This is a genomic window from Salinivibrio proteolyticus (assembly GCF_001996165.1).
Taxonomy (GTDB): Bacteria; Pseudomonadota; Gammaproteobacteria; order Enterobacterales; family Vibrionaceae; genus Salinivibrio; species Salinivibrio proteolyticus.
The window spans coordinates 17,946-38,553 of record NZ_MUFP01000002.1; the positions used below are offsets into that span (position 1 = coordinate 17,946).

Annotated in this window: 16 protein-coding genes; 6 read left to right on the top strand and 10 right to left on the bottom strand. The window is 49.4% G+C overall.

All coding sequences use genetic code 11. The features are described 5' to 3' along the window. Position 1 precedes the first annotated feature (1 nt). A complete protein-coding gene (tal, locus tag BZJ19_RS01485; protein WP_069586735.1) occupies positions 2-952 on the bottom strand; it encodes a transaldolase in 951 nt (316 codons plus the stop codon). Positions 953-1,134: 182 nt separating this feature from the next. Then, positions 1,135-2,166 (bottom strand): sugar-binding transcriptional regulator, encoded by a 1,032-nt coding sequence (locus BZJ19_RS01490; protein ID WP_077674369.1) that lies wholly within the window; start codon positions 2,164-2,166, stop codon positions 1,135-1,137. 268 nt (positions 2,167-2,434) lie between these two features. Between BZJ19_RS01490 and BZJ19_RS01495 the strand changes: the two genes are divergently transcribed. Further along, entirely contained in the window at positions 2,435-5,011 is a 2,577-nt protein-coding gene (locus tag BZJ19_RS01495; RefSeq protein WP_077674370.1) for an EAL domain-containing protein, read from the top strand. A 46-nt stretch (positions 5,012-5,057) separates the two neighbouring features. Here the strand turns inward: BZJ19_RS01495 and BZJ19_RS01500 are convergent, their stop codons facing one another. Next, the gene (locus tag BZJ19_RS01500; RefSeq protein ID WP_077674371.1) at positions 5,058-6,170 is read right to left on the bottom strand and encodes an anhydro-N-acetylmuramic acid kinase; all 1,113 of its coding nucleotides are present in this window, start codon (positions 6,168-6,170) and stop codon (positions 5,058-5,060) included. Between the two features lie 313 nt (positions 6,171-6,483). Here BZJ19_RS01500 and nagZ point away from each other — a divergent pair, with 313 nt between their 5' ends. Beyond that, on the top strand, positions 6,484-7,488 hold the full coding sequence (gene nagZ, locus BZJ19_RS01505) for a beta-N-acetylhexosaminidase (protein WP_077674372.1): 1,005 nt from the start codon (positions 6,484-6,486) through the stop codon (positions 7,486-7,488). A 200-nt stretch (positions 7,489-7,688) separates the two neighbouring features. Here the strand turns inward: nagZ and BZJ19_RS17085 are convergent, their stop codons facing one another. From BZJ19_RS17085 to BZJ19_RS01525, 5 genes are all read right to left on the bottom strand, one after another. Then, positions 7,689-7,865 carry a hypothetical protein gene (locus BZJ19_RS17085; RefSeq protein WP_157891147.1) on the bottom strand — a complete coding sequence of 59 codons (177 nt, stop codon included), beginning with the start codon at positions 7,863-7,865 and terminating at the stop codon, positions 7,689-7,691. Between the two features lie 144 nt (positions 7,866-8,009). Beyond that, the gene (gene hdfR, locus BZJ19_RS01510) at positions 8,010-8,864 is read right to left on the bottom strand and encodes an HTH-type transcriptional regulator HdfR (RefSeq protein ID WP_077674487.1); all 855 of its coding nucleotides are present in this window, start codon (positions 8,862-8,864) and stop codon (positions 8,010-8,012) included. Between the two features lie 105 nt (positions 8,865-8,969). Next, positions 8,970-10,436 carry a lactate dehydrogenase gene (locus tag BZJ19_RS01515; protein ID WP_077674488.1) on the bottom strand — a complete coding sequence of 489 codons (1,467 nt, stop codon included), beginning with the start codon at positions 10,434-10,436 and terminating at the stop codon, positions 8,970-8,972. An 18-nt stretch (positions 10,437-10,454) separates the two neighbouring features. Further along, complete coding sequence (gene deoD, locus BZJ19_RS01520; protein ID WP_069586729.1) at positions 10,455-11,165, bottom strand: purine-nucleoside phosphorylase; 711 nt, start codon at positions 11,163-11,165, stop codon at positions 10,455-10,457. Between the two features lie 22 nt (positions 11,166-11,187). Continuing rightward, a complete protein-coding gene (locus tag BZJ19_RS01525) occupies positions 11,188-11,358 on the bottom strand; it encodes a XapX domain-containing protein (RefSeq protein WP_069586728.1) in 171 nt (56 codons plus the stop codon). 517 nt (positions 11,359-11,875) lie between these two features. Between BZJ19_RS01525 and BZJ19_RS01535 the strand changes: the two genes are divergently transcribed. The 4 genes from BZJ19_RS01535 (at position 11,876) to BZJ19_RS01550 (ending at position 15,551) form a co-directional block, all read left to right on the top strand. Further along, positions 11,876-12,790: a siderophore ABC transporter substrate-binding protein gene (locus tag BZJ19_RS01535; protein WP_077674374.1), complete on the top strand. Its 915-nt coding sequence runs from the start codon at positions 11,876-11,878 to the stop codon at positions 12,788-12,790. Between the two features lie 79 nt (positions 12,791-12,869). Next, positions 12,870-13,817 carry an ABC transporter permease gene (locus BZJ19_RS01540; RefSeq protein ID WP_077674375.1) on the top strand — a complete coding sequence of 316 codons (948 nt, stop codon included), beginning with the start codon at positions 12,870-12,872 and terminating at the stop codon, positions 13,815-13,817. Next, a complete protein-coding gene (locus tag BZJ19_RS01545; RefSeq protein WP_077674376.1) occupies positions 13,810-14,757 on the top strand; it encodes an iron chelate uptake ABC transporter family permease subunit in 948 nt (315 codons plus the stop codon). Before BZJ19_RS01540 ends, BZJ19_RS01545 begins: the two co-directional genes overlap by 8 nt. A gap of 5 nt (positions 14,758-14,762) precedes the next feature. Next, positions 14,763-15,551 (top strand): iron ABC transporter ATP-binding protein, encoded by a 789-nt coding sequence (locus BZJ19_RS01550; protein ID WP_077674377.1) that lies wholly within the window; start codon positions 14,763-14,765, stop codon positions 15,549-15,551. Between the two features lie 41 nt (positions 15,552-15,592). On the opposite strand, the gene yddG is transcribed toward BZJ19_RS01550, so the two are convergent. Both yddG and BZJ19_RS01560 read right to left on the bottom strand, forming a co-directional pair. Continuing rightward, positions 15,593-16,504 (bottom strand): aromatic amino acid DMT transporter YddG, encoded by a 912-nt coding sequence (gene yddG / locus BZJ19_RS01555; RefSeq protein ID WP_077674378.1) that lies wholly within the window; start codon positions 16,502-16,504, stop codon positions 15,593-15,595. 60 nt (positions 16,505-16,564) lie between these two features. Beyond that, positions 16,565-20,320 (bottom strand): EAL domain-containing protein, encoded by a 3,756-nt coding sequence (locus BZJ19_RS01560; protein WP_077674379.1) that lies wholly within the window; start codon positions 20,318-20,320, stop codon positions 16,565-16,567. Between the last annotated feature and the right edge of the window lie 288 nt (positions 20,321-20,608).

The following is a 20,608-nucleotide window of genomic DNA, read 5'->3' on the forward strand; positions in this document are numbered from 1 at the left end:
ATCACAGTTGCTCGCGAATCATGGCTTCGAGCTTGCCTTGGTCAACCGCGAAATTGCGGATGCCTTCAGCAAGTTTTTCAACTGCCATCGCGTCTTGGTTATGTTCCCACATAAACTCAGCATGGGTCATACGCGCTGGGCGCTGCTCTGTGGCGCCAGTATCTTGCAATTTCACTGGCACGTCACCCTCTGCGTCACTGAGCTCTTGCAGCAGTTGTGGGCTAATGGTTAGACGGTCACAGCCTGCCAGTTCCAAGATTTCGCCGGTGTTACGGAAGCTTGCGCCCATGACCACAGTATTGTAGCCATGTGACTTGTAATAGTTGTAGATGGTGGTGACGGATTTCACGCCCGGGTCTTCTGCTGGTGTGAAATCACGGCCTTCCTTCGCTTTGTACCAGTCCATGATGCGGCCAACGAATGGTGAGATCAAGTAAACACCAGCCTCGGCACAGGCGCGCGCTTGCGCGAAAGAGAACAGTAGCGTCAGGTTACAGTTGATCCCTTCTTTTTCTAAGATCTCTGCAGCGCGAATACCTTCCCAGGTTGAGGCGAGTTTGATCAAGATACGGTCGTTGCTGATCCCAGCCTCGTTGTACATGCTGATCAATTTACGAGCTTTCGCCACACTGGCGTCAGTGTCGTAAGATAAGCGTGCATCCACTTCGGTTGAAATACGGCCAGGGATAGCATTGAGGATTTCTTTACCGATATTCACGGCAAGACGGTCGCAAGTATCTGCCACTTGTTGATCGGCGTCGTTGCTGTGTGATTTGGCGTAAGCAATCGCTTCTTCGATGAGCGGCGCATATTCTTTGATCTGCGCGGCTTTCAGGATCAGCGACGGGTTTGTCGTTGCATCTTGTGGTTGGTACTTTTTGATCGCTTCGATATCACCAGTGTCAGCGACAACGGTGGTCAGGGCGCGGAGTTGGTCCAGTTTGTTGCTCATCTTCACTCACCTTTTCTGCGTGATAGGCTCAGACGCCACGTTTGCGGGTTAGCGCCTGCTCTGAATATGAACAGATGCAACGCGCCTGAGCAAATGATGTSACGATCTTTGTGTTTTTCACGTCGATTGTCAATTGTATTGCGAAATAAACCCGCGATACATCTCACTTCTTTGTGTGTGGTTTACTCTGGCTGTTGAAATGTGATCTGTTTCTCGTTTGGTGCCGGCTCTGACATATTCAATAGCGCCATGGCGCAACTGGCACTGGTTGCTAACACGTCAATGACACCTGTACGCAGTGCACCTAAGATGGACAACGCTTTGCGGCTCTCGCTTGCCATGGCAATCACGTTAGGAATGCGCGCCAAATCTGGCATAGCTAGACCCACTACACGGCCTCGCATCAGATTATCGGTCGGTTGACCGTCCATGCGGAAAAAATCAAAGCCGCCGATGTCACCGACAATACCATCGTTAACCCGTGCTTCTACAAATTCTCGGGCGCTAAAACAGCCAAGTTTTACCATGTGGCTATTTTCATCCATATCGCCAATTCCCACCAGCGCAAACTCTGCTTTTCTGGCTTGGTTCAAGGTTTCGCTGATGTTGGGGTGAGAAACAAAGACTTGTTGAATGGTTTCGTTGTCGACATAGGCAGGAGCGTAGAGGGTTTCGCTGCTTCCACCAAACTTCTTGGCGAGACGTCGACAAATATGGTCAGCGTTAAATGCATCACCACTACGGTGCGTACCACCAATGGCGCAGACAAAGCGTGCTTGACGATGAGACACCACTCCTGGGTGGTCTGCGACTGCCGCGACATTTTGTCCTTGACCAACAGCGACTACCATACCGTCGTTCAGGTTGGCATCCAAGTAAGCTGAGACGAGTGTCGCTACCTGCATACGTTGCTCTTGGGCACTGGGTTGATCGAGAGAGATAAGTGCGCGCTTTAAATTAAACCTGTCCATTAAACGCTGCTCAAGCTGCGCACTATGGACGGGATGAAACTTCACCGTGATTTCGACGATTCCTTCCTCTCTCGCCCGTCTCAGCAACCGACTGACCTTGGGGCGACTGATCTTGTACTTACGCGCGATCTCTTCTTGCGTGGCGCTTTGTTGGTAGTAAAGAATGGCGATTTCAGTCAATAAATCGGTGTCTTCTTGCAAAGCGTCTGGTGTGGTTGGCATCGTCATTATCGGCGTACTCATTGACTACTTGGGGACTACCCTGAATGGAATTGATTACAGTATAGCGCCGAACATTATGATGAACAAATGTTCAAGGATAAGTTAAGTGTTCACTCGTTGTGGGCTGACGAGGTAATAAAGATGAGATCTGTGTTTGAAAAATTAGCCATATCTATCTAGGTTTACAAATGATCGCCTTGAAAGTTATTCACGGTGTCAGAAAAACCATGATAGTTAGGCAGAGTCAGGCTGGTCTGCTAGGTCAATCACGATAAAACTTGGAGTGAAGATGCAAATGCAGGCTCTGCAGTCGCGACAGGCACTCATTTGGACCACTATTGCGCTCGCCGTTGCCTTTGTGGCATCCGTTTTTTATGGCATAGCCAATCTGACCCGTGTTTCGCAGCTCAATGACCCCTTGCTTGATGTGGAGTATCGATACTTTATTGACGAAACTAACGAATTGCCACTCAATTACGTGATTGATCACGCGCCTTTCGCCACAGTACAAAGGCCCGGGGACATACCATGGAAGCTGGACTATCACACTTTTTGGATAAAATTAGAATTTGATTACAAGGGGCTAACTGAGCGCCACCTTCATATCCTCACTGACAACACGACGATTGACTATCTTGATGGTTATCATCTTGTCGATGGCGATCAAGTGGTAGCTAAGACTGAGAGCGGAGACAAAACCAAACTAAGAGCGGCTAACATGTCGTTACCTGCTTCTATTCCTATTGATCTCAGGCCTGATCGAGCAAATACCTTACTGATTAAAGTCACGTCCAGTGACATGCCAACCATGCCTCTATGGGTGATGTCGCACCAAGCTTACGACCAACTAGCCAAAGCAATGCATCTATTGTGGGGTGGTTTTATCACCTTTATGCTCCTTGTGGCGCTTTACAGTGTCGGAGTGTATGTGTATAGCCGACAGCGTGTGTATTTGATTTATGTTTTGAATACGCTCATGGCTGCACTAGTAATAAGTGCCAATCATGGTTTCAGTCGCTACTTTCTGCCAGATTGGGCACAGGTTTTCGTTAGCAATCACATTTTAGCGTTTGCCGTGTGTTTGCTCACTGTTGCACTTTGGTTTACCTATTTTTTCCTCAACTTCCAGCGTAGCCGTAACTATCAGCGTGCACGTTCCATGTTCTTGATGGCGACGGGTGCTTTAGCTGGCTTGGCTCTGCTTACATTTATCACTCCGCCATATATTTCCGCGTCGTTAGTGCTGCTTTCTCAAGTGCCGATTTATGGGTTAGTCATCTATTTTTTAATCAAACAGTGGCAACCGGGTAAATTTTGGTTGCTGTTATTTGGGTTGTCGTGGCTACCTGCAATGGCGGGTGGTTTAGAGTTTTATGCGCTGCTGCTCGGCTACAGCGAATACACCTTAATGAGCCGTTATGCGTTGATGCTCTCCATGGGCCTAACCATGATGTTGTTTTCGGTTGCCTTAGCTGAGCGTTTCCGGTTCCAGCGAATGAACGCTATGGAAGCACTGACTCATGATACGTTGAGTGGCTTGCCTAATACTAACGTGGTTCACATCGCGATTAATGATCTAATCTCTCGTAATGTCAGCTTCAACCTGTGCTGTGTGACCGTTGATAACTATAACAATCTATTGCCCTATCTTGATGAAGATACACGCGAAACTTACATTAATACCATTGTTGAACGTGTTTTAGAGGCCTTGGATGTTGAGCAGATTTATCAGATTGATACGGAATCAGATAGACCTTATCAACGACTAGGGTGCCTTAAAGAAGGGGTATTTGCGTTCTTAATTGAGGATGCAGATTTAGAGACATGTAACCATATTTTAGAGTCCGTCATTGAGGGACTTAATGGTGAACTTGCCATCGGGTCTTTTATTACCCATATCAATGCGCGAATCGGCGTTTGTCACTATCCGTCTGATGGATCGCACCCTAGCCTGTTGATAAATCGCGCAATGCAAGCACTGCAACAACACCGTTCCGTACTCGGAGGATATACGCACTTTAACAATCATGAACATAAGTATCATGAACTTCATGTTTCGTTAGTGGCTGATCTGCGTGAGGCAATTGAAAACGATGGGCTGGAACTCTATCACCAGCCTCAAATTGATTTACGAACGGGCTCCATTCATGGTTCTGAAGTGCTCGCACGCTGGATGCATCCACGCTATGGACAAATTTCCCCCGATGTCTTTGTGCGCATGGCGGAAGATGTGGGGATTATCAACAACTTGACCCTATGGGTGATTCGGCGTGCTTTCCAACAGCAGCAACAGTTAATTGCTAGCGGTCACTGTCGGCGCCTGTCCATTAATATCAGTGCGTCCGACATTTATATCCCGAACTTAGCGGCGCGAGTGGTTGATCTGGCGAGCCAATACGATGTACCGACGAATCTGGTTTCTCTTGAACTGACTGAATCAGTGATGGTTGAAGACTACGATTGGCTGAAGCGTTTGATCAGTGAGCTGTCGGCTAGTGGTATTGAGGTATCGATTGATGACTACGGCACCGGCTATTCATCGCTGTATTTTCTCTCACAGCTGCCATTTACTGAGTTGAAAATTGACCGCAGCTTTGTACGCAATTTACCCCAAAGTGGTCGCCATCAAAGCATTGTACGTGCGACGACAGATATGGCGCGCTCACTTGGGGTCATGGTGGTCGCAGAAGGGGTGGAGTGTGAAGAAGCGGAAGCGCTATTGCGACGCTATGGCGTGGACGTTGGCCAAGGCTTTTATTACTCGCGCCCCTTACCGTTCAATCAGTATCAGGCTTATGTTCAGCGTATGGACAATGTCCAACCTGTCACTATTTTACGGCAAGGTCGCTTAAGCTCATCCGGCTAACCACATACAGCCGGATAAGCCTCACTCTATTTCCTTCATGTCCTTTCTAGAAGGGCAAATAAATGGCACCCAAACAGCAGGCTTGACTAGCACCGGTGACAGCAGGCACGTTGCCCGGCTGGTTATAGAGGGTTTGGCGGGCTAACCATGCAAACGCGATGGCTTCCATGTCGTCGCAACTGATCCCCACATCATCTGAGCGCGCAATATGCCATTGAGGCAAAGCCGCCTGTAGCGCGGCCATCAGCGTTTGATTATGTGCACCACCACCACAGATAAACACACGTCCTTGCTCATGAGGCTGTATCGCCATGGCAATGCTTTGTGCCGTCAGTTCAAGTAGCGTAGCTTGCACCTGTGACGGGGAGAGTGAAAACGCCAGCAAGTGGCGATCCAGCCAGTCAAGATTGAAGTATTCTCGTCCGGTACTTTTCGGGGCTGGACGTGAAAAATAAGGGTCGGACAGTAAACGTTGAAGCAATGGCTGATAGGCGGAGCAGCTGGCAGCCCAGGCGCCGTCTTTATCATAAGCTTGACCTTTATGACGTTGTATCCACGCGTCCATAAGCATATTACCCGGCCCCGTATCATAACCATATAAGGGTTGTTCGGGACATATCAGGGAGACATTGGCGATACCGCCAATATTGACTACCGCGGTCGGTTGCTCCGCATCGGAAAACAAGTCGTTATGGAATGCGGGCACGAGCGGCGCGCCTTGGCCGCCAAACGCCATATCTTTGCGACGAAAATCGGCAACCGTGGTAATGCCTGTTCGTGCTGCGATCACATTGGCATCACCCAGTTGTATGGTAAATGGATAATCACCACTGGGTTGGTGGTACACGGTTTGTCCGTGACAACCGATTGCAGCGACATGTTTGGGGCGCAAGCTTGCGATCTCTAGCAAGGTGTTGATGGCATTGGCGTAGCACTCGCCAAGACGGCGATCTAACTGCCCAATCGCAGTGATTGCAACTGGATGGCCGCGACTTAAACTGATCACGGTTGCTTTAATGTCTTGCGGCATGGCTTCACTGTGGCGTGCAATGGGCTCAACGTGCCCAGCCTGTGTAAAGCGTACTGCCACGACATCAATGTTATCTAAACTGGTGCCAGACATCACACCGATGTATATATCTGCTGCGGGTTGAGGCATGCGTGTTCCTTATCAATGCACAAATTGCGCAACCACTGGGCGTTATTGACACCCTGCGCGGACAGATTAGGGGATCCCCGATAGGAGCTGCTTTATCGAACTCCCTTTTCATGGCACGAGTATAAACAGATTGCGAATCTAGGCAAAGTGCTTGATTATTCTGTTGTGATAATGGCTGCCAGCGTGGCATACGCACAGCATTAATACGTCATAAAGTTTTCAGTTGCCAAGTCATTCACGTTCCGATAATGCCTTTGCGCCACTATAACGTGCCGGCGTGGCAGTCGGTTGACAACAGGATGAAGGAGATATGATGGGGCCAGTATGGTTGGATGTTCACGCAGAGCGTATCGACAGTGAAGAAAAAGAGATCTTAGCCCACCCTAGTGTGGGCGGTGTCATCCTGTTTGCACGCAATTATCATGACAGTGAGCAATTGCAGGCGCTCACTGCGGAGATCCGTGCAGCAGCGGGGCGCGACATTCTGATTGGTGTCGATCAAGAAGGGGGGCGTGTACAGCGTTTTAAAGCGCCGTTCACACGTATTCCTGCGGCGCAGTCTTATGGGGCCCTCAAGGCGGATGTCAGCGTTGCCGAGCAAGCCGGATGGTTGATGGCCGCCGAGCTTATCGCGCATGGGATTGATTTAAGCTTTGCACCGGTGTTGGACTTAGGATTTGCCTGCGCAGCGATTAAAGATCGCGCCTTTGGTGACAATTCCGCGGAGGCTATTCGTTATGCACGCGCCTTCACCCAAGGAATGCGCGCGGTGGGTATGGCCAGTACGGGCAAGCATTTTCCGGGTCACGGAGGGGTACAGGAAGACTCCCATCTGGTGACGCCGCATGATCCGCGTGAGATGTTGCACTCGTCGGATTTCGCCATCTTCAAAGCGTTCATCGAGGAAGGCTTACTGGATGCCATGATGCCGGCTCATGTGGTGTATCCACATCATGATGCACGGCCCGCCAGTGCGTCCGCGTTCTGGTTGACCCAGATCTTGCGCCAGCAGCTGGGCTTTAAAGGACTGATTTTCTCTGATGATCTCAGTATGGGTGGGGCACATGTATTAGGCGATGCACCGGCTCGCGCCCGCGCAGCCTTGGAAGCAGGCTGTGATATGGTGTTGGTCTGTAACGACCGGGATAGCGCGGTTGCCGTTCTCGATACCTTGCCTATCACCGATGTCCCCGCGGTCAGCCAATTGCGTGTAGCAAAAACGATCAACTGGGTAGATTTGCAGCTTGATACGCGTTGGAAATCAGCCCGAGCTCAGGTCACTGCTCATCAGGCCAATTGGGAGGCGGCAACGGCGTAATACATATCCTTCAGTACGCCATTGATGGCCGTTGTGACTTGCAGTACACAAAAGGGCAACGCCGAAAGACGTTGCCCTTTTACTTATATTCTATTTAGCTGTGCGTGTGCTATCTCGCTATGTGCCTCAACCCGTTTTGTTGCTGCAGGGCGGTGTGACCACCGTGTCATGCAATCTGTTTGGGGGCTAGCGACTGTTTGTCAACGGTCATCTCCGAAAAAGCCATCATCAGGTTGCTGACGGCGCGACTTGTTCTGCTGACGTTTCTTACCTTTTTTACCGCGTGGTGCCTCGTCATCAAAATAGTCGTGGTGTCGGGACTTGAACTTCTCTTTGTGTTGAGAGCCATGTTTTAACCATTGATCCCACTGTGCCATGGTGGTGCTTTCCTAACGCTAATGTATTTACGTGGCTGTGTGTGCAGCCGGATATTCAGGCAACGCGCGCGTCACCCTTAAAGGTTAAGATAGCCCAAAAATTCACCGCCGACTAGTGAAATTATCATTGCAAACGTGTTTTTTTTACTCTGGGATAAGCTGGCCAGTAGAGTTTTGTAAATCATTGATTAAATGTGATTTATCGCTGCCATCTAACCAGACAAGATAAAGTTGATGAACCAATGCTGGGCTGGTGCCTACCAGGTGCAGCTGTCCACGGTCGATGTATGGTTGAATAGCCAGAGACGGTAGAAATGCTACGCCGCCGTGGGTGAGTAAATAATTAAGCGCAAGGTGACACGATTGGGTATGGAGGACGGGTGGGCGTTGCAATGCCTCAATACGACTTTGCTCGACAGCAAAGCGGGTTCCCCAATCCAAATAGACGATCGCTAAGTCTTGGATATCTGCCATGGTCACATCGGGTAGGTGGCTGACCAATTGCAATTGATAATCGCCGAGGTGATGGGAGTGCAACCCTTCGAGTTTGGGTAATTCAGACGTCAGACCGGCATCAACGCGCTTTTCAATCAATTGACGCGCCAGCATTTGTCGAGGTGTGGCTTCGGCGCGGATCACCCAATCAGGCTGATTGGCACATATGCGATTAATCCAGTCACTGACCCCTTCTAATTCCCAAAGTGTTGGGGACGCGCCAATAGTGAGCTGCTCGTTGGCGGCTTGCGTCAAGGTGACATCTTGCTGAGCCCGTTGCCACGTCTGTAACAAGGTTTCCGCATAAGGCAGCATACGTTCTCCGGCACTTGTGAGCCGAACATTCCCGCGTTGACGAATGAATAAAGGGGCACCGAGTTGGGTTTCGAGCTGACGAATACGAAAACTGACTGCCGATTGCGTCAAATAGAGGTTATCGGCCGCGTGGCCAAAATGACGTGTTTTACTGACCTCGATAAAGGTACGAAGAAGTTGAATATCCAAATAAAACACCCTGCAAACAAATCACAGCCTTATTTAGGCAACAAAAAGCGATACGCGTCAAGTCACGCAGTTCGATTTATCAAGGGAATGGAAAGGAAACCGCGGTTAAAGGAGCAAATCGGCCAACGTCAGCGGTCGGTCGGTCAAACCAAGGTGCTGAGCCGGTGTTTGATGCTGCTTGTCTTGCCAACATAAGTTGTGCCATGCGCGATAAATATCAAGCAGGGGAAGCAGGCCGCCGGGACGTAAACGTCGACGAGGCTCATTGACTAACAGCGCAAATTGCTGATGAAAATGTTGCTGATATTTCTTCAATGCATCGCAGCTAGCATGGGTTAACCAGTAGGCTTCTTTACCTTTTGCTTGGCCATGATCGCAAATGGCTTTTGTGCCTTCACCACTGCGCGTAAACGCCCACCGATCGCGCCACCAACTGAGTAATACGATATCGATTTTCTCAGGCTCTGCACCGGGTTGCCAGTATGCGTCCTGTTCAACGTATACATGACTGACACGTTTATCCCGAATGTCAGCTTCAAAGACTGATAAGCAGGCGGAGCGGAGCAAAGGCTCTTGCGGTGAAAACACTACAATGTTTTGCCAATGCGCCAATAATGGCTTGAGGTTTAGGTAGTGGGCATAGGTTGTGTACTGTGGACGTATCAATGTGCCACGGTTGGGATAGATAAAATGTAGTGGCTGGGTATACGGGTCTTCCACATTCGAGCGGGCGAAAACCGCGCGATATTTTGCATCCACGCGACCGAGTAATCCCTCGGGCGTCGGGAGTGTTTCGCTTCGGTCGGCATCAGGCGCACTGGCGATAAATCGACAGTGGTCTTGGTAGGGGTCGTGCTGAGCATTGACCACTGGATGATCGTACGAATGATAATTCACGTCTTGCAGTAACACATAACCGCTATGTGCTTCCCCTGTGGCGAGCCATTGTACGCCATTTTGACTGTGTGGCTGCAAGGGCGCGTGTACGCTGGCAAGGTGGCCTTGGGTGGTTTCGCCTAAAAAGCGCGTATCATAAGCTGCAAGTTTTTGCCGACAGCGAGCGGCGATATGGTTGAGATGATCGTAAAAGGTTTTGGGGTTTAGCGTTAGACGGCGGCAAATCTCTCGCACCGTGTGGCCTGTGAAAAGGTAAGCCAACAACTTTTGTTGTAATTCACTTTTTTTATTCACTCCCGACCAGCGATCAACAAAGGTGCTTTGACACCCTTTACAGCGATAGCGCTGTTTATCACCGCTGTAGCCAAACGCATGGTAGCAGGCTCGGTGGGTGAGTACGGGTTTGCCCAGGTGTTCGCAATCTGGGTTGGTGCAGGCGCATAAACCATCGGCATGCAGTTGGCGCTGAGTGATCAGCTCTGCATGCACTTGATGGTTGTTGAGCAATGGAGGAAACGCACCACACTCGCGGCATACCAAGGTGGGGCGTGCCGGATTGGTGTGCTGAACCAAGTAATGCTGCTCATCAGTGGACCCAAAGTTTGGGCAAGTGAGCGTTTTACAAAAGTTCAGCTGCAAATCACCGGCAGCTGGGGGCAGTTTGCCGCTAGACACGTTTCCTCCGATCAACACTTACAGGTTGATCGCTGTTTCAAGCGATACAGTCATCATTTCGTTGAATGATTTCTGACGCTCGTCTGAGCTCAAGGCTTCACCACGGATGATGTGGTCAGACACAGTCAAAATGGTCAGTGCGCGCGCGCCCAGCTCAGCAGCCACACCGTAGATACCTGCCGCTTCCATATCAACCGCGAGGATGCCAAGCTTGTCCATGGTGTTGAACAGATCCGCTTCTGGGCTGTAGAACAAGTCCGCAGAGAAGACGTTACCCACACGAACAGAAACGTTTTGTTTGCGCGCTTCACCCACGGCAGTTTCCAGTAGGTGGAAGTCAGAGATCGCAGCAAAATCGTGGTTCGCGAAACGTGTGCGGTTCACTTTAGAGTCGGTTGATGCGCCTTGCGCAACAATCACATCCATCAGTTTTACATCGTCTTTCACTGCGCCACAGCTACCAACGCGAATAATGTTCTTCACGCCGTAGTCTTTGATCAGCTCATGCACATAGATTGAGCAAGATGGAATACCCATACCGTGGCCCATCACTGACACTTTTTTCCCTTTATAGGTGCCGGTGTAGCCAAACATGTTACGTACGTCAGTGACACGCTCTGCGTTTTCCAAGAAGTTCTCGGCAATGTATTGCGCACGAAGTGGATCACCTGGCATCAGGACGGTTTCAGCAAAGGCGCCATCTGCGGCATTGATATGTGGGGTAGCCATAATGTGCTCCAATTATCTTAAGTTAAGAGAAAAAGCGTTCGATCACGGCCTGATAGGCCATGCCGCCAAGGTAGATACCAACAATGCCCATGATCCCCGATAGTACTGGGGGAGCAGGCAGTGGTAGCTTGATCGCGCTGAAGAAAAAGCCAACGATGGCACCAGCGACGACCGCAAGTAAAATCTCGTTCATTGTAACCCTCAAACAACTTATTAGATGCAGTCAAACTCATGTCGGGGCCGATTTTGCGACAGTTCTAACTGTCTTTATTGTCTTTGCTCTGGCGCCGGATGAGATGGACTCAGTGTATGTAACAACGCCCTAGTAACTCGCGATCCCGATCACAACTATCTGCATATTACCGCGAATACCCCCTAATGGTTACCAAATATGTTGATAGTGTCGATGCAATCGCTTGCTTTTTGGCCATTCAGAGCATGGCGTGTGATCACGTAGGCCTTTTTGATGGTGTGTTAGGGGATAGTGGCGCAAACAAAAACAGTTCTTTTGCGCCAGATCAAGGTAGGCATCAGCCTTCACTGAGTCACTTTTGCTGTTGATCGATGCGAAGATAACAAATGCAGATTGATGTCTCTTATCTTGCGCAATATCAATATAATTATAAATATGAACGATTCTCACTTCTATTCGTGACTTCGTTTTTTAATTGCGCTAGCATGCTGCCATCAATCTTGATGAGGAACTAGCGATGCGAGCTTTTCGTTCAATTTTTCAACTTGTTATCTTAACGGCATCTTTACTCTTTGGTAGCCAAGTTACGGCAAAAACCATTGAGCATGCGATGGGTACGGTCGAGATAGATGGTGTGCCACAACGTGTGGTCGTGCTGGGCCAAGGTAGCTTAGATGTGTTGGATCGTATTGGTGTTGAGCCTGTGGGTGTGGTTAAGTCACTGATGCCCGATTATCTTGCGAACAAGTACCAAGATGAAAAGTACGTCGCGGTGGGTACGGTAAAAGAGCCGGACTATGAGGCTATTTTCATGGCCAAGCCGGACCTGATTATTGCTGAAGCACGTATGGCCTCCCTGATGAAAGAGTTGGAAGAAATCGCCCCGACGATTATGTTCCAAGCAGACTACAACCAATACTGGCAGAGCGTGCAGAAAAACTGGCGTATGCTGGGGCAAGTCTTCGACAAACAAGACAAAGTGGAAGCGATCATCGCAAAGATGGATGCCAAAATTGCCAGCACACGTAACAAAGCTGCTGCGGATAATTTTAATGCGTTGATGGTGATGAGCAACGGTAGCAAAGTGGCGATGTTTGGCGAGAAAAGCCGCTTTGGTATGGTGTTTGATGAGCTCGGTCTTAAACCTGCGAAAAGCGACGATGTCGAGGTCGCCGGTTCTCACGGTAACTTGATTTCTTTCGAGTATATTGCCGATGCCAATCCGGATGTACTGCTCGTGCTAGATCGTGAGCAAGCCATCGGGGAAGGTGTGGGTAAAGCGAAATCGCGCTTTGATAATCCACTCGTTAACAAAACGCCAGCCCACCAGAATAATCGCATTAGCTATCTAGACCCAACGGCGTGGTACATCACCATGGCGGGCATGACGGCGATGGATAAGATGATCGACGATGTAAATCGCGTTCTCTAACCGCTAAATAACTGGCTAATATTGACCCGGGCATTCCCCGAGTCTTTGTGATTGTAAGCGTCTCAACGGTAGTTGTGTTGTGAAATACCTTTCTATACCCGTCCTCGTGATTCTCGCGCTGTTATCGATTTCGATAGGGGTGGCTCACGTATCGATTGAAAATTTACTCGCAGGCGATACGCAAGCGTGGACCATTTTTACCACCAGCCGAATTCCGCGATTATTGGCCATCTGTTTGGCGGGTGCCGGCCTCAGTGTTGCCGGCTTAATCATGCAGCAGATTTGTCAAAACCGATTTGCCTCACCTGATACCACCGGCACCATTGATTGTGCGTTGCTGGGTTATGTGTTGACGCTGGTGGTATTTGCCGGCGCGAGCCAGTGGCTGGACTTGGCCATGATTGTCGGGACCGCCATGGCGGGCACATGGTTATTCGTTCGTTTTCTGCAGCGCCTCAAATTTAAAAACACGGTACTGGTGCCACTGATTGGTATCATGTACGGCAACGTGGTGTCTTCGCTCACTCAGTTTCTTGCTTACAAATACGACCTGATTCAGACCTTGCAGGCATGGACGGTCGCTAACTTTTCTTCCGTGTTGTCGGGCAACTACGAAATCTTGTTTGTCGCTGTGCCTGTTTGTGCCATTGCTTACGCCTATGCCAGTCAATTCAGCGCCGCCAGTATTGGCGAAAGCTTCGCTAAAAATATTGGCTTGGACTACCAAAAAGTGGTGTTGTTTGGCGTGATGGTCGTAGCGCTTTTGTCTTCGGCTGTGGTGATGATTGTCGGGGTGATCCCTTTCTTGGGCCTGATTGTTCCCAACGTAGTGTCCTTATTTATGGGCGATAATATTAAACGCAACCTGCCATGGACTGCATTCTGGGGCGTTGTGCTGGTGTTGAGCTGTGACATTTTAGGCCGAGTGTTGATTTTCCCTTATGAAGTGCCGATCGCGATGATCATTTCCATTCTTGGGGGCGCGGTCTTTATTTATTTAGTCATGAGGGATAAAGCCAATGCGTGATGTGGTTAAACTCTCTCTTGTCTTCCTCGGTACGTTGGCCGTCGCTGGCTACTTTCTGGGTCATGGCCTTACTGCGGATAACTACGCTTATTTTCTCTCGCGTCGTACTCCGAAAGTATTGGCGATCGCCCTCGCAGCAGTGGCTATTTCGGCGTCATCGTTAGTGTTCCAAACCATTACCAATAATCGCATTCTCACACCGTCGATTCTTGGCTTCGATAGCTTGTATATGTTGTTACAAACAACCTTGCTGGTGGTGTTTGGCGCATCCAGCGTATTGCTGATTAATCCGTACTTAAATTTTGTGGTATGCGTGATCTTAATGACGATTAGCGCCACGGTTTTATTTACGCTGTATTTTCGACGTCGACGCGCGAACATTTACACCTTACTCTTGATTGGTATCGTGCTAGGGAGTGTGTTTGGCAGCATCAGTCAGTTTTTTACCTTGCTGGTCGACCCGAGTGAGTTTGTGGTGCTGCAAGATGCGATGTTCGCAAGCTTTAACAATGCGAACCGTGATTTGGTGTACCTGAGTGTTCCGGTGCTCGCATTGTGCTWGCTCGCGCTTTATCGCTATGCCAATCAATTGGATGTGTGCTGGCTGGGAGAAGACAACGCGATTAGTCTTGGCGTCGATATTCGTCGCCTTACCCTTAAAGTGATGATGATCATCGCGGTGATGATTGCAGTCTCAACGGCGCTTGTCGGCCCAGTGCTATTTTTTGGCTTGATTGTGGTTAGCCTCGCGCGACAAATGTTCACTAGCTATCAGCACCGCTTCTTGATTATCGCTACCAGTATTTTGGCCGTGTTCTTGTTGCTAACCGGTCAGTTTGTTGTTGAGCAGTGGTTTGGCTTTGAAACCACTGTCAGTGTCATTATCAACTTTGTTGGCGGGAGTTACTTCCTGTACCTGCTGACCAAAAATAAGTTTTAACCATTATGATTGAACTGATCGAACTCTCTAAATCCTATGGGCAAACCAAGGTGGTTGACCAAGCGAGCGTGCTGTTTCCACCGGGAAAAGTGACTGCAATCATAGGGCCCAATGGCGCAGGGAAAAGTACCTTGTTATCGATGGCAAGTCGGCTGACTGATAGTGATGCGGGGCAGGTTTTAATTGGTGAGAAGCCGTTAGCCGAGTGGAGCAATGAAGCATTGGCGAAACGTCTTGCGGTGTTGCGCCAGTCCAATAATATCAATATGCGCTTTCGCATTCGTGAATTGGTCGCGTTTGGTCGCTTTCCACACTCAAAAGGCCGTTTAAGTGACGACGATAATCGGATCATCGATGATGCTATCGCGCAGCTTGGCTTGGAGGCGCTTCAAGACCGCTTTATCGATGAGCTGAGTGGGGGCCAGCGCCAAATGGCCTTCATTGCGATGGTTGTAGCGCAAAATACCGACTACATCTTTTTGGATGAGCCGTTAAATAACCTTGATATTCGCCACTCTGTCGCCATTATGAAGACGGTTCGTGACTTGGCACACCGCCATAATAAAGCCGTGGTGGTAGTGATGCATGACATCAACTTTAGCGCCTGTTACGCCGACAATATGGTCGCGATGAAAAACGGCGAAGTGGTTGCCAGTGGTTCGGTGAACGAGGTGGTGACGAAGCCGGTGATGGAAAGCATTTATGAGATTGAATTTGATGTGAAAGATATCAATGGTCAACGTATTTGCCTTTATTACGGCGCCCCGACACCGGCGTTAGCGCTGGCTCAGTAAGCCGTCTCCAGTCACGAACGCGACTGGAGACTACCGTGTGACTAGTGCGATTTTGCGGTGCTCGGTGTGTTGTGGTTGGTTGGTGCACGAGTCAGCCACCAACTTGCCAGTGAGCCGAGCGTCACCATCGCCACGCCTTGCCAGAAGGTGAGGGTCAGTTCGGTCGACAAGAGAATGGCGGACAAAAATGTCGATAAAATCGGGATGAAATAAGACAAGGTTGCCAAAAACACCAAGTTGCCCTTAAGGATGCCAAGGTTCCATAACCCATAACCACCCCCCATTGCCGCACCGGCCAATAGGACATAACCGGCGTCTGTCCAAGACGCGGAAAGTGCTGGCGCGTCAGAGAGCGCGAAACCGATCCAGAGTGTGATGGCGGTGGCGATAAAGAACCACGTGATGCCATTTTTTCCCTGCGCACTCATGCGAGTCAGATTACAGTATATCGCCCAAATGATGGCACCACTGAACGCCAGTGTGTAGCTCAATGGATTAGAGTGAATATTGGCGACTAAATGTTGCCAAGAAACTCCCTGTTTGCCACCTACAGTCCAAACGACGCCTAAAAAGGCAACCATCAAGGCAGGGTATAGCCAAAGGCTGACTTTTTGACGCGTGATGAGCACGGAAAAAAACACGGTTAGACATGGCCACAAATAGTTAATCACGCCCATTTCGATCGCTTGTGTCCGCGTATTGGCCCACGCTAACGACAATGAAAGGCATAATTCGTAGACCACGAATAACACGCCGCCAACAATCAAGTAGCGACAAGGAAAGTCACTGAGTTTAGGTGTCCCGACAAAAAGTACTAAGCAGAGCGCTGCGATAGAGTAAATGGCAGCAGCGCCACCCAAAGGGCCAAGCAGTTCGGTCACGTGGCGAATCAGGGCGACATTGCTGCTCCACAATAGGATCGCGCCACACCCCGCAAGCGTGTATTGATTCATAACAGGCAGTCCAAGCAAAAAAGCTTAAATTGCCTATCTTTTCGGCATCACGCAACCCCATCAAACATCTTTTTGTTTCTTCAATGCTTTTTGGGCAAGTAATGTATCGAGTGGCGTAGGATGATCGATTAAGAATCCCTGAACATAATCGATGCCAATGTCTTTGACTAAAGCGAGTTTTTCTTCATCAGAGACCCATTCAGCCACGGTTTTATACTGCATGGTATTACAGATATTGACGATGGATTCGATAATCACGCGATCAATTTTATTTTCCTTATCGGCCAAGTTTGCCACAAATTGGCCATCAACTTTGACCACATCGACATTAAACAGTTTGAGATAGTGGAAGGAGCATAGTCCTGAGCCGAAATCGTCAAGCGCCACATGGGCGCCATAGGCCCGCAGTTCGTCAACGAAAGAAATCGCGGAGTTAAGATGGCTGATCAGTGCCGATTCCGTGATCTCAAAACATAGCCTATCGGTAGGGAAGACGGACTCGGCGACTAATTGCTTGAGTCGGGCCTGGAAGTTGGGGTCACTGATCGAATGGGCGGACAGGTTAATATTGAATCTTAGCCCAGAATCTGCCAACTCTTGTGCGCGAGTAGTCAGGACATAGTTCGCCACCCACTCATCAATCTCGCGGATATGACCAAAGGCTTCTGCGGCGGGAATAAACTCCCCGGGGCTCACAATGCTGCCATCGGTGTCCACCATACGGACCAATAACTCGTACCAGTGTTCGACCGTCGGCCCTTCAACCGGAGCAACTTGCTGACCATAGAGTGTAAATCGGTCTTCAGCCAACGCTCGAGTGATTTTACCGACCATTTGCATATCATTGTGGCGCCCTTGTGCCGAGCCTGAAATATCATCGTATTCCACGATCTGACCGCGGCCTGTGGATTTGGCTGAATACATCGCCACATCCGCGCGACTCATCAAATCGGAAAGGGAAAGTGCATTATCGGTGACATTGACAAGTCCAACACTGGCACTGATAGAGAAAATACGCTCCCCATACGGGAAGGATAATTGTTCTAAGCGATGGATAAGCGTTTTGATGGTGCGTTTAGCATCATGCATATTGCAATTGGTCAGCAGCACCGCAAACTCATCCCCGCCTAGCCGCGCGACCGCATCGTCACTACGAATATTATCAGCCAAGGCCTGGGAGACTTGGCACAACACTTCATCCCCAGCGTGATGACCCACCGAGTCGTTAATGATCTTAAATAAATCGAGATCGATAAACGCTAATACGGAGGGTATATCCAGCTCTCGCGCTTGCACGAGATGCTGTTCCATGAAGGTTTCAAATGCGCGTCGATTGGGCAGTTGTGTCAGAGGATCGTGGTTGGCATTGTAATCGAGCTGTGCCATTAAGGCGTGCTGCTCCGATACATCTCTCAAGACCACCACATAACCACGATGCGATTGTTGCTCGTTATCGCCTAACAAGGGAGAGATGGCGACAGAAACATACACTTGTTTGGTGTTATTGAGCACGAGCCGGTAGGCATCTTGAATATGGGTTTCGAAATGCGTGTTTAGCTGTTGTTCACTGAGGTATGACAAGCGAACTGGCTCTCCATGATGGAAAAGATAAAATACATCATCGACCGATTGGCCAATCGGTGCCTGCTCACGATAATTGGCAAGTTTTAGGGCGGTATTATTGAGATAGACCAAATAGCCTTTCTCGTCCAAGGTGATCACGCCATCGTTGATGGAGTTCATCACCACATTGAGTTGTTCACGCTCGGTGGCAAGCGTCGCGTTCAGTTCATTGATCTCGGTATTATCCCAATTGGCACCAATCATGCGGATGGGCTGGCCGTTATCATCAAATTGTGTCGTCGCTAAGGCACGCAGATACCGTATGTGCCCTTGCCGATCGATGATACGAAATTGCGTATCAAGCTGTGCCATATTGGCTAAGGCCTGCGCGAGTTCATCCTGAACGCGTGGCAAGTCGTCAATATGAATGTGTTGCTGCCAGGTAGCGAGTGTTTCACATCCGGCGCCTGTCGCAATGTCATAGAGCTGATACATTTGTGAATCCCACTCGAGGCGGTCTTCTTGCACGTGATATTCCCAAATCCCGATGTTGGCTGCTTGTGTGGCGGCTTCTAACCGGCGTCGTAGCGTATCGTTTTGCACATTTGCTAAGTACTGTTCGGTAATATCAATTGCAGTGCTGAGTACGGTTTGGGGATCATCGTCTTGGCGCGCGGATGATTGGCGAAGGTAACGATACTCACCTGATGCATTTTGAAAGCGGAATACTTCAATAACACGCTCGGTATGACCATCAACAAGCAGCTTCATAGCTTGTTCAAGTGCAGGGCGGTCTTCGGGATGAATGCGTGCGAGCCAAGCTGGATAGGTGCGAATTTTCTTGGCTTGGATGCCGAGCAATGGGGCAGACCAATCAGAAAAGATCAGTAAGCCAGTTTGGGTGTTTAATTCGAACACCGCGAGTTTGTTGATATCAAGTGCAAACCGCCAGCGCGCGAGCCAACGTTTTTGTTCGCGCTGTGCCGCTTTCAGTTGGTTGATGTCTTCCACTTGGCTGATCAGGTGGGTAACGTGTCCGGCGTGTTTGTCACGCACTGCAGTGACAGAGAGCCGCCCCCAAACAACATAGCCATCGCTGCGGACAAAGCGCTTCTCCATCCGTTTATTGTCAATATTTCCAATGATCAGTTCGTTTAAATAGGCTTTCAACTCATCTTGATCTTCCTCTCGGGTAAAGCGAGAAACATGGACGCCGCGCAGTTTGGGCTGTCGGTAGCCCCAAAAGGTTGCAAGGCTCTGATTGATATCTTGGATATAGCCGCGAGAGTCGAGAATCGCCATCCCAATTAATGAATTGTGCATGGCTTGGGTCAATAAGGAGTGTTGCTGGGTATGCTGGCGTTGATGCTGTCGATAGCTATAAGCTAGCTGGGTCATACATACCCCAATGACTAGTGTGCTCGCTGCAGTGGCTAACATAGGCACTGAGGCTGTTTCAGTGCTCTCTAAATGAAAGGTCAAGACACCCATTGCACTGAGTACGTCAAAGCTTAATACCGCCAAAGCAATGGTACACAGGCCAATCAAGCGGCTTTGTAAGGTGGCGGCGAGGAAAAAGAGCCCAGTCAATGCGATAAATGGATAAGGGATAGCGTAGAGCACCGCAGTGATCAGCGCGAATAAGGCCACACAGCTGGCTAATAAATAGCTGGGTGATGTGTGAACAATCAGTGCATTTTGTCGTTTAGAGTGACGCTCGGTATTGATCACTAATAAGAGTGGAAAGAGGGCAACAAAGCCGATGAATTCACTCAAGTACCAGCGGCCCAATGCGTAGTCGACATGCATCGCATCGTGAAAGAAGAGCACACTGGCACCTAAACCCGCACCGAGTAATGGTGACAGCACGATAGTGGGTCCGATACCGCGAATAAACGGCCACATGCCTTCCAAGGCATTGCCAAAACGCACCCGCATGGTGCGGTATAGAAAACACCCCAACAAGGCAGTCGAGCCGTTGACCAAGGCCAGACTAACACTCAGTGAAGGGGGGATGCCCATTAAGGTATCGGCATAATAGATGCCAACAACGAAGCCAAGCAGACCAATCGGCCACGCATAGCGAGGATAGCAGGTGAGCATAAAAGCACCGGCTGCGGAGGCGTACCAGATGATGGCGAATTGCTCGCTGTCGGGAAGGACGGCAAGTGAAAACCACACGAGGGTAAAGCCAGTGACTGCAAGCGCCAAAAATGCATGAGTGGAATGGCGTACTCGCCGACTAAAAATCATGAGTCTCTCGTTAATAACAACAACCTATGGTCAGCTTAGTCCACTTTTACGTGATTAAGATGGGAACACAAGGTTTTTCGAACTGTAGTGAGGACTCAGCTATTTTGGCCTATACGGCTTTGGTCTAAATTTGATCTCATTCACCGACTTTGCCAAAAAAGCATGTAATTAGTATGAAATTGTGTACAAAAATAAAGCAAGGCAGAGTGGCGATGTGTTAGTCATGTCAATACAAGCATAGCCACAGATGGCAAGTGACTTAACAGGGATAGGTGACGAATGACAGAC

Coding starts and splice junctions, on each gene's coding strand:
- tal (WP_069586735.1), bottom strand. CDS start 952: ATGAGCAACAAACTGGACCAACTCCGCGCCCTGACCACCGTTGTCGCT.
- BZJ19_RS01535 (WP_077674374.1), top strand. CDS start 11,876: ATGCGAGCTTTTCGTTCAATTTTTCAACTTGTTATCTTAACGGCATCT.
- BZJ19_RS01525 (WP_069586728.1), bottom strand. CDS start 11,358: ATGAACGAGATTTTACTTGCGGTCGTCGCTGGTGCCATCGTTGGCTTT.
- BZJ19_RS01550 (WP_077674377.1), top strand. CDS start 14,763: ATGATTGAACTGATCGAACTCTCTAAATCCTATGGGCAAACCAAGGTG.
- BZJ19_RS17085 (WP_157891147.1), bottom strand. CDS start 7,865: ATGGCACAGTGGGATCAATGGTTAAAACATGGCTCTCAACACAAAGAG.
- BZJ19_RS01560 (WP_077674379.1), bottom strand. CDS start 20,320: ATGATTTTTAGTCGGCGAGTACGCCATTCCACTCATGCATTTTTGGCG.
- BZJ19_RS01495 (WP_077674370.1), top strand. CDS start 2,435: ATGCAAATGCAGGCTCTGCAGTCGCGACAGGCACTCATTTGGACCACT.
- yddG (WP_077674378.1), bottom strand. CDS start 16,504: ATGAATCAATACACGCTTGCGGGGTGTGGCGCGATCCTATTGTGGAGC.
- BZJ19_RS01500 (WP_077674371.1), bottom strand. CDS start 6,170: ATGCCTCAACCCGCAGCAGATATATACATCGGTGTGATGTCTGGCACC.
- BZJ19_RS01490 (WP_077674369.1), bottom strand. CDS start 2,166: ATGAGTACGCCGATAATGACGATGCCAACCACACCAGACGCTTTGCAA.
- deoD (WP_069586729.1), bottom strand. CDS start 11,165: ATGGCTACCCCACATATCAATGCCGCAGATGGCGCCTTTGCTGAAACC.
- nagZ (WP_077674372.1), top strand. CDS start 6,484: ATGGGGCCAGTATGGTTGGATGTTCACGCAGAGCGTATCGACAGTGAA.